This window comes from Cobetia sp. 3AK (assembly GCF_029846335.1).
In the GTDB taxonomy this organism is placed as follows: domain Bacteria; phylum Pseudomonadota; class Gammaproteobacteria; order Pseudomonadales; family Halomonadaceae; genus Cobetia; species Cobetia marina.
This window is the reverse complement of the sequence record NZ_JARWKR010000015.1, coordinates 1-15,412: the sequence shown is the minus strand read 5'-3', so window position 1 is coordinate 15,412 and position 15,412 is coordinate 1. Positions and strand designations below refer to the sequence as shown.

Genomic DNA, 15,412 nt, shown 5'->3' with positions numbered 1-15,412 from the left:
GCCTTGTCTATTTCAGTGGTTTCCAGTCGACATGAGCGTCAGCGTGCCATCCAGCCGCCATCGACCGTCAGAACGGTGCCATGCACATAGTCCGAGGCAGATGATGCCAGGAATACTACCGGGCCCTTGAGGTCGTCTGGTGATCCCCAGCGCCCGGCGGGGATGCGTGCGAGGATATCGCGGGAGCGCTGTGCATCCTGTCGCAGGGCTTCGGTATTGTCGGTAGCGATATAGCCCGGTGCGATGGCGTTGACGTTGACGCCGTGAGCGGCCCACTCATTGGCGAAAGCCTTGGTGAGCTGAGCGATGCCGCCTTTGCTGGCCGCGTAGCCCGGCACGGTGATGCCGCCCTGGAAGGAGAGCAGTGAGGCGGTGAAGATGATCTTGCCGCTGCCGCGCGCGACCATCTGTTTGCCGATCTCGCGGGTCAGGATGAACGGGGCGGAGAGGTTGGTATCAATGACGCGATCCCATTGCGCGTCCGTGTGCTCGGTGGCCGGGGCGCGCTCGATGGTGCCGGCGTTGTTGATCAGGATATCCACCTGAGTCGAACTCAACTGCACAGCCAGCTGCTGGATGGCGCTGCGGTCGGAAACGTCGCATGCGATGCCCTGGAAGGTGCGCCCCAGGGCGCGGATACGTTCACCTACATCACTACCATCGGCGGTCATGCTGGCACTGATGGCAATGATATCGGCGCCGGCCTCGGCGAGGGCGATCGCCATGGCGGCCCCGATACCGCGACTGGCACCGGTCACCACGGCGGTCTGATGACTGAGGTCGAAGGGTTTGACGTCATGCATGTCGCGGCTCCCATATCAGTAAAGTCTCACGCAAGCCTACTGCAGAAAGAGGGCGACCACGAATGCCCGCGGGGGAGCGCTTGCTAGGCGAGCCAGAAAGCCGTGAGGCCAAGCTATGCCCGATCAGTGCGAACCTTGCGAATGTGATAGCGTCTTGGCTAATCCAACTCCTCGGCGGCCCGATGCCCCCAATACGCCGCAGCTGAAGGCTGGTAACGCACTCTGGCTGGTGACCTTGCCTGATGATGGCTCGCGCTGGTGTCTTCCGCGATCACCTGTCCACTGCCTGGGGACGAGCTGTGCTGACGGCATTCCGTCAGAAAGCGCCTCATCCTTGCCGTCACGTGGGAGCCAGTCTCTGCGAGCTGATGGCGTTTTTCTCGTACAAGGAAGAAGACATGCGTAATGATAATCGCCGCCTGGCTTGCCGCTCACGTCACAGTGTTCAGGCGATGACCCATGCCTGGGGAATCCTGAACGCAATGCGTGTCTCATGAGCTCATTGGCTTTGGGACTCATCCTGATCTCGGTCTGTCTGCATGCCGGCTGGAACCTGCTGGGCAAGGGCCGAGCGCCGTCGCTGGCCTTCTTCATGCTGGCCATGGCCAGTGGTGCGCTGATCTTTGCGCCGTTGCTGGGGCTGGGGCCGTCGTTTGCCGTGCTGCCCGCTGAATTCTGGGGTTGGCTGGTGGCCACGGGGCTGTGTCAGGCGCTCTACATGGGCGGGCTCGCCTGGGCGTATGCGCGCGGCGAGGTCAGTGTGCTATATCCCATCGCGCGTGCCTTGCCCGTGGTGCTGGTGCCGCTGTTCTCCTTGAGCCTGCTGGATAGCCAGGCGCTGACAGTGTCGGATTTCACCGGCATGGGGCTGATCGTGCTCGGTGCGCTCATGTTGCCCTTGAGCAGTCCGCAGGGCTTGCGAGCGAGAACCTATCTGACCCCCGCGCTGGGGTTCGCGTTGTTGGCAGCGCTGGGGACCACCGGCTATTCGCTGATCGACAAGCAGGCGCTCGACATCATGCTGAGTGTCGGATATTCGCCGACGTCTGCAGGCGCTGTCTTTCTGGTGTTACAGGCCATGATGACGGTCGCCTGGGGCGCACCTCTGGTGATGCTTTTACCGACTGAGCGTCGTCGCCTGCCGATGCTGTGGCAGGGCGAGCGGGGCAGCATGTTGCTGACCGGCGTGATGGTGATGACGACCTATGGGCTGGTATTGATCGCCATGACGCTGACGGAAGAGGTCAGCCTTGTGGTCGCCATGCGTCAGTTGTCGATCCCGCTTGGGGTGGTGCTCGGCGTGGTCTGGTTGCGCGAGCGTGCGGCCATGGTCAAGTGGGTCGGCATCGGCGTCATGCTGGCAGGGTTGTGGACCGTCGCGCTGGTGTGAGGAAAGGCGTGGCATGAGGCACAAAAAAAGCGAGACAGGCGGTTGCCTGTCTCGCTTTTTGTCTTTCTGCGGACGCCTGTGGGGGATGACAGTCTCGTCATCCCCCACAGGCCAGTTCACTTCGCGTGAAGCTTACTTGGCGTCTGCCACCAGCATTTCCAGCGTGGCGCGGGCACCGTTGTCGTGCAGGCTCTTCAGGGCCTTGAGGTAGGCATCGCGGAAGCGCGGCTGATCGACCAGATCACCGAACAGTTCACGGTTGTCCAGGAAGGCGGTCGGCTCTTCGCGCTGACGGCTGGCGCGTTCCATCAGCTCGTCCTTCAGCGGGTCGACCACGTCGATGGTCTCGCCTTGCTCGTCGACGCCTTCGGCATAACGTGCCCAGCTGGCCACGACAGCCGCGGTACGACGCAGTTCACCGTCGGTCTTGAGCTGTGCATGGGCCACCGGGATCAGGAACTTCGGAATGCGGTCGGAGGTCTCGGCGCACAGGCGCGCGAGGGTGTCTTTCACTTCCGGGTTGGCGAAACGCTCGATCAGCGTCTGGCAGTGGGCATCGAGATCGATACCCGGCAGCTGGGCCAGCGTCGGGCGAGCTTCCTCGTTCATGTAGCCGAGCAGGAAGTCGACGATCAGCGGGTCGTTGCAGGCTTCGTGGGCGTAGCGATAGCCGGCCAGATAGCCGAAGTAGCACAGTGTCTGGTGACCGGCGTTGAGCAGACGCAGCTTCATCAGCTCATAGGGCTCGACGTCTTCCACCGGCTGCACGCCGGCATCTTCAAAGGCCGGGCGGCCATTGGCGAAGTGGTCTTCCAGCACCCACTGGGTGAAGGGCTCGCAGACCACCGGCCAGGCGTCTTCCACGCCGAAGCGTGAGGACAGCTCTTCGATGTCATCCGGGGTGGTCACCGGCGTGATGCGGTCGACCATGGAGTTGGGGAAGGGCACTTCGGCTTCGATCCAGGCGGCCAGTTCGGCATCGCGTGCACGCGCGTAGGCGGTGAACATCTTGTGAGCGACGTTGCCGTTGCCTTCGATGTTGTCACAGGACATCACGGTGAACGGGGCGACGCCGCGCTCGCGACGACGTGCCAGGGCTTCGGTGATCAGGCCAAAGCTGGTCTTGGCCTCACCCGGGTTGGCCAGGTCGTGCTGGACGTCGGCGTTCTCGAGATTGAATTCGCCGCTGACCGGGTGGAAGTTGTAGCCACCTTCGGTGACGGTCAGCGAGACGATGCGGATCGCCGGGTCGGCCATCAGCTCGATCACGGCATCCGGGGAGTCCGGTGCAAAGCGATAATCGATGATGGAGCCCACCACGCGCGGCTCGTAGTTGCCGTCCGGGTGCTTGAGCACGACGGTGTAGAGGTGGTCCTGAGAGGACAGGGCTTCCTGCATGCGGCGATCGCCCGGCATCACGCCGACACCGACGATGCCCCAGTCCAGTGCCTTGCCCTGGTTCATCAGCTCGTCGAGGTACATGGCCTGGTGTGCACGATGGAAGCCGCCCACGCCGAAGTGGACGATGCCGGCGCTGACCGCAGCACGATCGTAGTTCGGGGTGGCAACCTTGGCGTCCAGCTGAGTCAGACTGGCATTGGAGAGACGAGTCATGGGGGGAGGTCTCCTGCCGCATATCGCGGTCGGGTCAAGATGGGTAAAGAAAGGGTAGGTCGTAACGGCCAGCGGCGAAGGTTGCCCTCGTGAGTCAGGCTACCTTCGCCGCGGACCAGGCAGGGGACTTGCGTGTCCCCTGCCGACTCAGCCAGCGGTGGCCGCTTGCTTCGGGGACTGCTTGTTGAACAGCGCCTTGCTGCGCTGCAGTTCCCAGTACGCGAAGATGAAGTAGATGATCGTCGACCAGATGGTCACGTCATAGAACAGCTCGCGGTTCGCTTCGTAGCTTGCCAGGTCCGGGCTGCCGAACAGCACGCGCAGCGCCAGCACCAGAGGAATGACGAGACCGATCACCATCCAGATGGCTCGGATGACCTTGGTCAGACCTGATGTGTCCTTGACCGGGGCATGATTGGTCGTGTCGGCCTGCTTGGCGTGGAAGGCATCGACTCGCTCCTGGAAGTGCTTTTCGGTGGCTTCCGCTTCCGGATAGGACTCAGCGGCGCCGGCGGACTTGGCCATCAGGGTGTAGAGAATGATGGAGACGAACCAGGTCGGCAGGAACAGATAATAGAACGGGATCACGTCGACCATCTCGAGACCGAAGCCGAAGATCAGAGACAGCGCCCAGGTCGCCAGCGCCGGCGTGTTGTGCTTCACCCCCTTGTAGCGCGCCCAGTAACGGCTGAAGCCGAGTTTCGGGAACAGGTGATGCTCAGCGAAGATGATCCCGCCGACCGGCACCAGTACCAGACCGGCGTAGGTCAGCAGCGGCAGCATGCTGCGATAGACGAACGGGAAGCAGCTGAGTACCGCAACGCAGATACCCACGGCCAGTGTCGCCTTGTTGCGCGACAGGTTCGGCATGGCCGACTGTGCGGCAAGGCCCGCGCGATACAGGTTGGCGTTGGCGGTGGTCCAGCCTGCGACGACCACGATCACGAAGCCGGCGGCGCCAAGGGCGTGCAGTGCCACTTCACCCGGCTCCAGCACATCGATGCTGATACCCGCGACGGCAGCGGTAGCGGCGCCCATCAGACCGGCGGAGATCCAGGCGACGTAGTGACCGAACATCATGCCGGTGCTGGTCGCAAGGCCGGAGCGCATGCGCTTGGCATAACGCAGCAGCGCCATGTCGATCAGACCGAAGTGGGAGAAGGTGTTGGCCGCCCAGGAGAAACCGATGACTTCCCAGATACCGATGCCTGCCTCGCCCTGGGAGTTGATCCCGGTGAAGACGGTACTGCCTGCGACATCAATGAAACTCGAGAAACTGTCCAGGCTGGTGGTGCCGGTGACGGACTCGGCCAGTTCCGGCAGCAGCACCAGGCCGCCGACGGTGAACATCAGCATCAGCCAGGGAGCGCAGATGCTGGCAAATTCCGTCAGGGCATTGAAGCCATAGACGGCAACCAGTACCACGATGGCGGCAACGGCCAGCGCCAGCAGGATGAACTCGAAGCTGGTGGGGTAGGCCTGGGTCTGGGCGGGTATGTCGAACAACAACCTGACCGCCGTGGCGGAGACGGTGATCATGGCCGCCGAGATGGCGGTGAATATGATCACGTTGGCCCAGTTGTACAGCCGAGACATCGAATCACCGGCGATGCGGTGGAGATAGGTGAAGAGGCTGAGGCGAGTCTCGATGGCGATCGGTGTGGTGATCAACCAGAAACTGAGTACCGCCAGACCATTACCGATCAGCAGGCCCAGCAGGATATCCCAGATACCGGCACCGAGTGCCACGAAGGTGGCACCGATGACGAACTCGGTCGCGGCAACGTGCTCGGCGGCATAGAGACCGGCAAAGTGCGGCCACCGGTGCAGTTTGTGACGTGGTACCGGCAGTAGCTCGTCGTCCATATGGGCGATCTGCCGATCCAAATCTGGCGCAGTACTGGCCATGATTGGCTCCTGTTTTTTTACGGCTTGTCTTGCTGCTCCTACCCGAGGTGTCACGCAGCCGCCTTGGCGTTCCTATCGGCGATGACAGGGGTAGATCGTCTTTTATCGATCAAATGACTCAGGTGTGGTGCAAATGATCGATGAATGGTCATCAAAACGCAAAGCCCGCGTGCTTGAACTTTGGGCTATGTCCTCGGGTGATCTCGGAGATTCTGGTCTCGATGGGGCTGAAGGCCGCATGAAACGTGGGGTTACGGGGAAATGTCGGTGTTCAATGACACGATTCAGCAAAGTGGATTTTTCCGTTCTCACGCTCTGTCCGGCGATGGAAACCTGGTGTCCTGGCGAAACCTGCCTATAGAGAAGGTGATGAGAGACCGGGTCGAGCATGGTTTGGGTGAACCAATGTGGTGCATGACTTGCTATCGATTCCCTGGCAGGTACTCGGGCGCTGAGGAGGCAATGGGGGAGGCAATGGAGGAGCGAGCGAAGTGCGCAAGACAGGCATGGCGGTACCGTGACCGCTCACCGAGAGAGATGGTGCAAGGCAGTAGGGTGTTGGGTAGAAGCGACATCAACTTCGGCGCCAGGCGACGGAATATGCACGAAATAACGACAAAGATCGTGAAAATTGAGACATCTTGCGGCCTCCTCGGGATGTCGATAAGGTTATGCAACACTGTTTCCTAATCAGGAAATGCCCTTATTGACACCCGGCGCCGACAGGGCGGCGGGGCACTGCGAGGAGGCCAGCCATGCGAACACGCACACTGACCATTCTGATGATGATCGTTTCCCTGATGGGCGCTCCCCTGGCGCAGGCCGGGCCGCATGATCGTGGTCATGGCCATGGACATGGACATGGTCATCACGACAAGCATCATCACAAGAAGCACTACAAGAAACACCACAAGCATCAAGAACGCCGCCACGAGGCGCGCCGTGATCATCATTGGCGTCGTGGCGACCACCTGCCGCGTCACTATTATTCCGATCAGCGTTATTGGGTAAAGGACTGGCATCACCGTCACCTGTCCAAGCCGCCGCGCGGACATCGGTGGTTGAACATCGATGGGCGTTATGTGCTGGCAGCTGTGGCGGGTGGCGCGATCACTGCCATCATTCTCAATCGCTGATCACTCGGATCGTTGTTCTCGGCTGCTCAAGCCAGCTTCAAGAAAAGGGCCTCTAATGAGGCCCTTTTTCATGCGCCGTTTGCCGGCAGTGGCTTCAGGCGTAGGCGCTGCATACCCAGGTCATTGTCGCCGGGGTGTCGCCGTTGTAGGTGATGGCGTGTCCGAGGGTGCTGTCGAAGGCCAGGCTATCGCCGACCTTGAGCTGGATGGGGTCGTAAAGCTCGGTCCAGACGGTCACCTCGCCGCTGGTCACGATGATCTGTTCCTGGCCGGAGTGTTTCTGCAGGCCGCCGAATTCCTCGAGACTGCGATTGAGCACGGTGGTTTCCAATACCATGTACTCCTTGGACGCCACGTTGTTGCAAAGCGGCCGATACCGGTAGTTGGGCGTCTCGATGACGTCTCCCTCTTGCGCTCGCGTCAGGGCAAGCCACCCCCGAAATGACGTGTCTTCCGTGTGATAGAACAGCTCGCTGACATCCACCTTCAGGCCCTTGGCGAGATTCACGATCGCCTCGAAGGTCGGTGAGATACGTCCATTCTCGATTCTCGACACGCTGGCCGCCGAGATTCCTGACGCGCTGGCCACGGCCGCGATGGTCAGTCCCTTCTCCTTGCGTAGCGCCTTGAGGTTGTCACCAATGGCGCCTGCCTTGCGTTCTCTGTGCTTCAGAGCGATCGGCGTTTCCTGGTGAGATGTCATGTCAGCGTGCTCCATCGTGTCGTCTGCAATTGTCGGGTCCCTGAGCGTTGTCAGTGCGCAGCGCCTGTCGGCTGAAAAGCGCTTGCCACCGCGTGCCGAGTCATGGGGAAGCGGCGTGCTCGTAGGTCTTGATAGGGTTCATTTAGAGCTTCCTCGTGCAAAATGTCGAGCCAATATTCACATTTGACGCAATGTTGCGTATATGCAACTCTGGTTCCTGAAGTGAAATTGCTGGTGGTGGATCTGCTCGCCTTCGTGGACGTCATGTCGCGCCCGGTGGAGGTCTTCCAGCGAGAGAATGCGTGATCGCGGGCATCGTGAGATGGGGAATGCCCGTACTGCGGTGCAAGACGCTCAGAGACGGAATCACCTTCGACTGGAACAATACGAGGAAAACAAGAATGCATAGCCTCACGAAAAATGTGCTCAGCATGGGCATCGCAGCCGGTCTGCTGGTCACCGCGACCACCCAGGCCGCCGATATCGAGTGGAAGATGGCAACCCCCTGGGGGGGCGGCCCCTGGCTTGAGCGAGATGCCAAGACGTTTGCCGATTATGCCAATGAGCTGACCAATGGTGACGTGAGCATTCAGGTGTTCCCGGGCGGTACGCTGGGTGGCGCGCTGCGCGTGACCAATACCGTGAAGTCCGGTGTCGCGCAGGTCAGCCACAACTACATCAATTATGACTACGGGACGGACCCGACGGCGGCGCTGTTGGCTGGGCACTCCAGTGGCCTGACGCCGGAAGAGTTCATGCTGTGGATGTACGAGGGTGGCGGTGTCGAGCTCTATGAAGCGTTCCGTCGTGAAGTCTTCGGCGTCGTGGCCTTCCCGTGCTCCACCCTGGGCACCGAGATATTCCTGCACTCAAGCAAGAAGGTACAGACGCTGGAAGACTTCCAGGGACTGAGACTGAGAACATCCGGTGCCTGGGCGGAAATCGCCTCGCGCCTGGGGGCCTCTACCGTGGTGATGGCGGGCAGTGACATCTACACGGCGCTGGATCGTGGCGTCATCGATGCCGCGGAGTGGGGCAGCCCGGAGCTCAACAAGCCGACCGGCTTCCAGGACGTGGCGCAGTACGTCATCCTGCCCGGCGTCCACCAGTCCGGTGGCATCCTCGAGTGCGAAGTGAATGTCGATGCCTGGGATGGCCTGAGCGAAGCCCAGCAGAGTCAGTTGCGTCTTGCCGGCAAGTTGAGCGTGTTCGAATCCTGGCTCGACAGCTCCTATGCCGACCTCAAGGCCTTCAAGGAGCTGGAAGAGGGGCCCAATGAGATCGTGCAGCTGGATCAATCCTTCATCGATGCCATCTACGAAGAGACACGTGCCTGGGAAGATGAGAAGGCGGGTGAGAACGAGTGGTTCGCGCGCGTGCTCGAGTCACAACGCGCCTTCAAGGACAGCATGACCACCTGGCAGGATTACCGTCTGCCGATCGGGGAAATGGGGCGCTGACCCCCGCAGGAACTGACGTTTCCGGCACAGGCAAGGCCCTTGCCTGTGCTTCCCCCTGACTGTCATTCGGTAGGTTGTCATGAAAATAGTCGATGCCATTGAGCGTCAAACCCGTTGGGCGGGGTATCTGGGGGCTGTCCTGATACTGCCGCTGGTGCTTGCGCTGGTCTATGAGGTCTTCAGTCGCTATGTGCTGGGAAGGCCCACCCTGTGGGCGTTCGAGGTCAGCTACATGGTGATGGGCGCCATCTTCATGTTTGGCATGGCGAATGCACTTCGCGTGGGCCAGCACGTCAGTGTGGATGTGTTGAGTCAGAACTTTTCGCCACGTCTGAAAGCCGGGGTGCATCTGGCCTGTTATGGCGTATTGCTCCCCGTACTGGGCTGGCTGGTCTGGGAGCTTTCGTTCTATGCGATCGAGGCCTTCTCCAGCAATGAGCGCTCTGGTCGCTCGGCCTGGAATCCGGTGATCTGGCCAGTCTTCGGGGTGTGGTGGCTGGGCTTTGTCTATCTGACGCTGCAGGTGATCGCGGAGATGTTCAAACTCTGGAGCACGTTGCTGGGTCATGATCATGGCGCGGAGGTGTCCTCATGAGCGATTTCCTTGCCCTGATCATGTTCCCGGCCCTCATCGCGCTGATCGTGCTCGGCTTCCCGATCGCCTTCTCGATGATCGTCGTCGCGACGGTCTTCGGCGTCGCCCAGTTCGGTGATGCCGCTGCCTATCAGTTGTTGACCAAGATCGAAGACACGGCGTCCAACTCCATTCTGGCGGCCGTGCCGCTGTTCATCTTCATGGGCGCGATGCTCGAGAATTCCGGCATCGCCGAGCGGCTGTTCGGTGCCATCCATCTGTGGACGCGCCGGTTGCCGGGTGGGCTGGGCGTCGGCGCGGTCATCATGGGGACCATCTTCGCGGCTGCCAGTGGCGTGGTGGGTGCGACCGAGGCAGTGATCGGCATGCTGGCAGTGCCGGTCATGCTCAAGCATCAGTATGACAAGTCACTCATCTCCGGCACCATCTGCGCCAGTGGCTCATTGGGCACGGCGATTCCGCCTTCCATCACCGTCGTCATTCTCGGGCCTGTCGCGGGTGTCTCCGTCGGGTCACTGTTCAGTGGTCTGCTGATTCCGGGGCTTCTGATGGCGCTGTTGTTCCTCGTCTACATCGTCGTGGTCTGTGCGCTGAAGCCTGCACTTGCGCCGCGACTGAAAGAAGATGAGCAACATCCGGGCTGGGGCAAGCTGCTCACCATCACCCTGAGTGCGTTGCTGCCGACCATGAGTCTGATCATGGTGGTGTTGGGCACGATTCTGATGGGCATCGCCACGCCGACGGAAGCGGCAGCCTGTGGTGCGCTAGGCTCCGTCTTGCTGGCACTGGGCTATCGCAATCTCACGCTGTCCATCCTGTGGAATGCCGCGATACGCACGCTCAACATCACCGCCATGATTCTGCTGATCGTGCTGGGTGGCAACATGTTCGCCGGTGTCTTCTTCGCCTCCGGTGGCATGGCGACCGTTCAGTCGCTGCTGCTGGATACCGGCATGAGCCCATGGTTCATTCTCGGTGCCATCCTGCTGATCGCCTTCCTGGCCGGTTTCGTGCTCGACATGATCTCGGTGGTGCTGATCGTCATCCCCGTGGCCATGCCGGTCATCGGTCTGCTCGGGTTTGATGAGATCTGGTTCTGCGTGGCCTTCCTCATCGTGATGCAGACGAGCTATCTGACCCCGCCGCTTGCCCCCTCCATCTTCTATCTACGCGCCATCACGCCTGCCGAAGTGACGCTCAAGCACATGTACAAGGGGGTCGTGCCTTTCATCGTCCTGCAGCTGGTGGTACTGGCGTTGATTCTCACATTCCCGGGGCTTGCGCTGTGGTTGCCTGATGCCATCAGCGGGCCGTCCTGGAAATGATGGTCGCCTTATCGAAAAGGAGCGCGTTCGCATGAGTGATGCAAAGCACGAAGATACTGAAATGGACATCAATCTCGATCGAGAGGCGCTCACCTCGCTATGCCACAAGGTGCTGGCACGCCATGGCTTCAGCGAATCGAATGTCGAGGCCATGAGTGATGCGCTGGTCGAGGCCGAGATGGATGGCTGTCGCTCCCATGGGCTCTATCGCCTGATGGGGTTCGTGGCCACGCTGAACAATGGAGGAGTGGTGCCGGACGCCGTGCCGGTGGTCGAGGATACGGCGCCCTCCGTCGTCAAGGTGGATGCCAAGGGTGGCTTCTCGTCGCTGGCCTTCCAGCAGGGCGTGCCTGAGTTGCTCAGCAAGGCGAGAGCCAATGGGATTGCCATTCTGGCCATCAACCATTGCGTGCATGGCACGGCATTGTGGGTCGAGATCGAGCGGCTGACGCGGGAAGGGCTGGTAGCCATCGCCTGCAACCCGACCCAGTCGTACATGGCGCCTCATGGCGGCAGCCAGCCCCTGCTGGGCACCAACCCCATTGCCTTCGGCTGGCCGCGCGGGGATGGCAATCCCTACGTGTTCGACTTTGCGACCAGTGCCATCGCACGTGGCGATATCGAGCTGCATCGTCGTCAGGGGGACGAGATCCCGCTGGGCTGGGGAGTCGATCGAAAGGGCGCGCCGTCACAGGACCCGGCCGAAGTGCTGGATCATGGCGCGATGCTGCCGTTCGGTGAGCACAAGGGCTCTGCGCTGGCGATCATGATCGAGTTGATCGCAGGGCCGCTGATCGGTGACATGCTCAGTATCGAATCCAGCGAGCATGATCAAGGCAAGGGCAGCCTGCCGTATCATGGGGAGATGATCATCGCGATGGACCCGGCGCGTCTCACGGGGGGCAGCCCCCAGCAGCACATGCTGCGCTCTGAACGGCTGTTCGACCTGGTCAAGCAGCAGGGCGCGCGTCTTTCCTCCGAGCGTCGCTATCAGGCTCGCCAGAAGCATCTGGAGGAGGGCGTCACACTCTCCCGGGCGCTGTATGACGACATTCTCGAGCTTGCCTCCTGAGAATTTGCCTGCGCCGAGCAGCCGAGTCATCGCTGACAGGCACGCGGCAGGACGTCATGAGGGCATGACGGCATGAGGTCATGACTGCAGCAAGAAGAACGGCCGCCCCTGGGCGGCCGTTCTTCTATATAAGGTGGCCATCGTCGTCGCTGTCATCCTCAGTGCTCACCGATACTGGGCGCCCATCCAGTTCTGCCTGATTATGTGCACCACCGGATGTGGGCGTTTTTCCGCAAAGGTGCCGTTGCTGCTAGCGTAAGCCGTGTTGAGGGTCGTTGATGCCATCTTGATGGCCATTGAAGGGGAAAGGGACATGACGCTTGAGACGACATCGCGGTTTCGGGGTTGCCTGTTGGGTGGTGCGGTGGGAGATGCGCTGGGGGCGGCAGTGGAGTTCCTGTCGCACGAGGAGATCCAGGCGCGCTTCGGAAGTGAAGGAATACGCGATTACGCACCGGCCTATGGCGGGCTGGGGCGGATTACCGATGATACGCAGATGACACTGTTTACCGCCGAGGGTCTGTTGCGTAGCCACGTGCGCGGCTGTCTGAGAGGCATCACGACGCAAGGTAGCCTGGTCAACAGTGCCTATGAACGTTGGCTGTACACCCAAGGGGAACGCACGCAAAAGGCAACGGAACAGGAATGGCTGGACAGTGGCTGGTTGATCAAGCAGCCGGCACTGCATTCGCGCCGCGCCCCGGGCATGACGTGTCTGTCCGCGCTCAAGCAGGTGCGCACCTACAGTGACACCGCGCAGAACGACAGCAAGGGCTGTGGGGGTGTGATGCGCGTGGCACCCGTCGGCTTGTTCGCGCATGTGATGGGGGCCTCCCATGAGATGTGCTTCGCGCTCGGGGAAGAGGTCTGCGCGCTGACCCATGGCCACGTGACCGGTCAGCTGACGGGCGGCGTGCTGGCGGTGATGACCCAATGCCTGGTGGCGGGTGACTCGATGGCACGGGCACTTGCGCACGCCATGCGCATTCTCGAGCGCAAATCAGGCTGCGAAGAGACCATGCAGGCCCTGAAGCAAGCCTGCGAGCTTGCCGAGTCCGACACTGCGCCGCAGGTGGCTGTCGTGATGCTGGGGTTGGGCTGGATCGCGGAAGAGGCCCTGGCGATGTCCGTGTATTGCGCACTCACCGCGCGGGATTTCCGCTCCGCGATCCAGATCGCGGTCAATCATGATGGGGATTCGGATTCCACGGGGGCCATCACGGGCAACCTGCTCGGGGCGCAATGGGGAGAAGAGGCGATACCCGCTGATTGGCTGGAGCCGCTTGAGCTGCGAGAGGTCATCGGCGAGGTGGCCCAGGACCTGCACGATTGCGCTCGCTGGGAGCTCTATACCGACGGGGGTGGCAAGGACGAGCGGTGGGTCTGGGAGAAATACCCGGGCTATTGATACGCGCAACGCTAGCTGACTGAACGCGGGGCAATCCTTGGATTGCCCCGCGTTTTCGTGTCTGACGATGCCTTTTTGCCGGCTGTCACGAAACGTCGGTAGCGCAAAGGTGAGGGCATGCCTCAAGTGGGCGATCCGAGGACAACATCAGAGGGTTTCGTAAGCGATTGATAACGCTGCGGTTATTACCAAAATCGTAGACTGCTGCCTGACCAGACGTTCAATACAGGCTTTTATTGGTTCGCTAGTGGAATCAATGCTGTTCCAGTGGGGGGATATGTGCCGATGCGGGATTCGTCCACAATGCGCTCACTCCACATTGCACGAAACGGCAGTCTGGATCTGGTCGACGGCAGGCACCTGTCAAGACGCCTGCGACTTTTTTGAAGATGGCATGCATCCAACCCGTTTGCTCAAGCGTAATACTCATCAAGCACAACGGTGAGGGTTTCAGCAGGGTAAGAGGACAAGTTGCTGATGAATGCCTTTCTGATGATTGCGACCAAAGTTTAAACGTCATACGGCAGTGTCCTGGACAGTGCCAAGCATCTGATCCGCTCTCGATCATGGGATGTCCGCACCTTCAAGGTTGTACAGAAGTGATGCAGAAGAGGGTTGAAGGTTGTACCTTTTGAGGTTCACCAACACTCCTCAGGAGCAGGGCAATGCCCAGGCAACGCAATCTGGTTCTTTGATGGAAACAGTGAGCTGCCAGCAGCACGGCTAGTGTGATAGCGCAATAATCATTAGTCTGTTAACAAGCTAGACGGATGCAGCCAAGACTGCATACGACATCACAAGGGCAATATTGCCCAGGACATAGAAAGGAAAACCCAATGAAAACTCTGAATCTCAAGACTCTGATCGCCGCCGCCGCTCTCGCCACCGTCAGCACCGCCACCTTCGCGGCGGATGACAGCCCGGCCGCCCAGCGTGTCCAGCAGTCCGTCAGCCAGGACGTCGTCGTCGGCACCGCCCAGCAGGCCCCGACGGCACAGGCCACCTTCGCGGAAACCGGCAAGAGCGTCGCGGCAGGTCGTGTCGAGACCGCCCTGACCCAGTCCTCCATTGAAGGGCAAGGCAGCGCTACCGCCAGTCGTGAACAGGCCTTCGACAATGACGCTGGCAAGAGCGTCGCCGCGACCCGCGTTCAGCACGCCCTGAGCGACAGCAACGTCTGATTGACCATCATCCCTGACCTGCATTTCCAGGTCTGATCATCACTTCATCTTCATTGAGGAAATCATCATGAACACCATCAAGACCCTGATCGCCGCCGCCGCACTCGCCACCGTCAGCACCGCCACCTTCGCGGCGGATGACAGCCCGGCCGCCCAGCGTGTCCAGCAGTCCGTCAGCCAGGACCTCGTCGTCGGCACCGCCCAGCAGGCCCCGACGGCTCAGGCCACCTTCGCGGAAACCGGCAAGAGCGTCGCGGCAGGTCGTGTCGAGACCGCCCTGACCCAGTCCTCCATTGAAGGGCAAGGCAGCGCTACCGCCAGCCGTGAACAGGCCTTCGACAATGACGCTGGCAAGAGTGTCGCCGCTACCCGCGTTCAGCACGCCCTGAGCGACAGCAACGTCTGATTGACCATCATCCCTGACCTGCATTCCAGGTCTGATCATCACTTCATCTTCATCGAGGAAACCATCATGAACACTATCAAGACCCTGATCGCCGCTGCCGCTCTCGCCACCGTCAGCACCGCCACCTACGCGGCGGATGACAGCCCGGCCGCCCAGCGTGTCCAGCAGTCCGTCAGCCAGGACGTCGTCGTCGGCATCGCCCAGCAGGCCCCGACGGCTCAGGCCACCTTCGCGGAAACCGGCAAGAGCGTCGCGGCAGGTCGTGTCGAGACCGCCCTGACCCAGTCCTCCATTGAAGGGCAAGGCAGCGCTACCGCCAGCCGTGAACAGGCCTTCGACAATGACGCTGGCAAGAGTGTCGCCGCTACCCGCGTTCAGCACGCCCTGAGCGACAGCAACGTCTGATTGACC

General features: G+C 61.0%; 14 protein-coding genes. 10 read left to right on the top strand and 4 right to left on the bottom strand.

Features of this window, described 5'->3' with window-relative positions; all coding sequences use genetic code 11:
* Positions 1-38: 38 nt before the first annotated feature.
* On the bottom strand, positions 39-803 hold the full coding sequence (locus QD228_RS16300) for an SDR family NAD(P)-dependent oxidoreductase (protein ID WP_279876070.1): 765 nt from the start codon (positions 801-803) through the stop codon (positions 39-41).
* A 493-nt stretch (positions 804-1,296) separates the two neighbouring features.
* Here QD228_RS16300 and QD228_RS16295 point away from each other — a divergent pair, with 493 nt between their 5' ends.
* Positions 1,297-2,193, top strand: a complete 897-nt coding sequence (locus tag QD228_RS16295) for a drug/metabolite transporter (protein ID WP_279876069.1) — start codon at positions 1,297-1,299, stop codon at positions 2,191-2,193.
* A gap of 132 nt (positions 2,194-2,325) precedes the next feature.
* On the opposite strand, the gene QD228_RS16290 is transcribed toward QD228_RS16295, so the two are convergent.
* On the bottom strand, positions 2,326-3,807 hold the full coding sequence (locus tag QD228_RS16290) for a mannitol dehydrogenase family protein (RefSeq protein WP_279876068.1): 1,482 nt from the start codon (positions 3,805-3,807) through the stop codon (positions 2,326-2,328).
* A 147-nt stretch (positions 3,808-3,954) separates the two neighbouring features.
* Positions 3,955-5,715, bottom strand: coding sequence for a hypothetical protein (locus tag QD228_RS16285; RefSeq protein ID WP_279876067.1), 1,761 nt, complete (start codon positions 5,713-5,715; stop codon positions 3,955-3,957).
* 755 nt (positions 5,716-6,470) lie between these two features.
* On the opposite strand from QD228_RS16285, the gene QD228_RS16280 reads away from it, so the two are divergent.
* Positions 6,471-6,851 (top strand): RcnB family protein, encoded by a 381-nt coding sequence (locus QD228_RS16280; RefSeq protein ID WP_176502570.1) that lies wholly within the window; start codon positions 6,471-6,473, stop codon positions 6,849-6,851.
* A 94-nt stretch (positions 6,852-6,945) separates the two neighbouring features.
* Here the strand turns inward: QD228_RS16280 and QD228_RS16275 are convergent, their stop codons facing one another.
* On the bottom strand, positions 6,946-7,554 hold the full coding sequence (locus tag QD228_RS16275) for an XRE family transcriptional regulator (RefSeq protein WP_164850339.1): 609 nt from the start codon (positions 7,552-7,554) through the stop codon (positions 6,946-6,948).
* 431 nt (positions 7,555-7,985) lie between these two features.
* On the opposite strand from QD228_RS16275, the gene QD228_RS16270 reads away from it, so the two are divergent.
* The 8 genes from QD228_RS16270 (at position 7,986) to QD228_RS16235 (ending at position 15,406) form a co-directional block, all read left to right on the top strand.
* Positions 7,986-9,014 carry a C4-dicarboxylate ABC transporter substrate-binding protein gene (locus QD228_RS16270; RefSeq protein ID WP_279876066.1) on the top strand — a complete coding sequence of 343 codons (1,029 nt, stop codon included), beginning with the start codon at positions 7,986-7,988 and terminating at the stop codon, positions 9,012-9,014.
* A 79-nt stretch (positions 9,015-9,093) separates the two neighbouring features.
* On the top strand, positions 9,094-9,609 hold the full coding sequence (locus QD228_RS16265) for a TRAP transporter small permease subunit (protein WP_084208863.1): 516 nt from the start codon (positions 9,094-9,096) through the stop codon (positions 9,607-9,609).
* Complete coding sequence (locus tag QD228_RS16260) at positions 9,606-10,934, top strand: TRAP transporter large permease subunit (protein ID WP_084208862.1); 1,329 nt, start codon at positions 9,606-9,608, stop codon at positions 10,932-10,934. Before QD228_RS16265 ends, QD228_RS16260 begins: the two co-directional genes overlap by 4 nt.
* A 31-nt stretch (positions 10,935-10,965) precedes the next feature.
* On the top strand, positions 10,966-12,006 hold the full coding sequence (locus tag QD228_RS16255) for an Ldh family oxidoreductase (RefSeq protein WP_279876065.1): 1,041 nt from the start codon (positions 10,966-10,968) through the stop codon (positions 12,004-12,006).
* A 313-nt stretch (positions 12,007-12,319) separates the two neighbouring features.
* Positions 12,320-13,414: an ADP-ribosylglycohydrolase family protein gene (locus QD228_RS16250; protein ID WP_279876064.1), complete on the top strand. Its 1,095-nt coding sequence runs from the start codon at positions 12,320-12,322 to the stop codon at positions 13,412-13,414.
* An 836-nt stretch (positions 13,415-14,250) separates the two neighbouring features.
* Positions 14,251-14,595, top strand: coding sequence for a hypothetical protein (locus QD228_RS16245; RefSeq protein WP_084208860.1), 345 nt, complete (start codon positions 14,251-14,253; stop codon positions 14,593-14,595).
* 67 nt (positions 14,596-14,662) lie between these two features.
* Positions 14,663-15,001, top strand: coding sequence for a hypothetical protein (locus tag QD228_RS16240; RefSeq protein WP_279876063.1), 339 nt, complete (start codon positions 14,663-14,665; stop codon positions 14,999-15,001).
* A gap of 66 nt (positions 15,002-15,067) precedes the next feature.
* Positions 15,068-15,406, top strand: coding sequence for a hypothetical protein (locus tag QD228_RS16235; protein ID WP_279876062.1), 339 nt, complete (start codon positions 15,068-15,070; stop codon positions 15,404-15,406).
* The last annotated feature ends 6 nt before the right edge of the window (positions 15,407-15,412 follow it).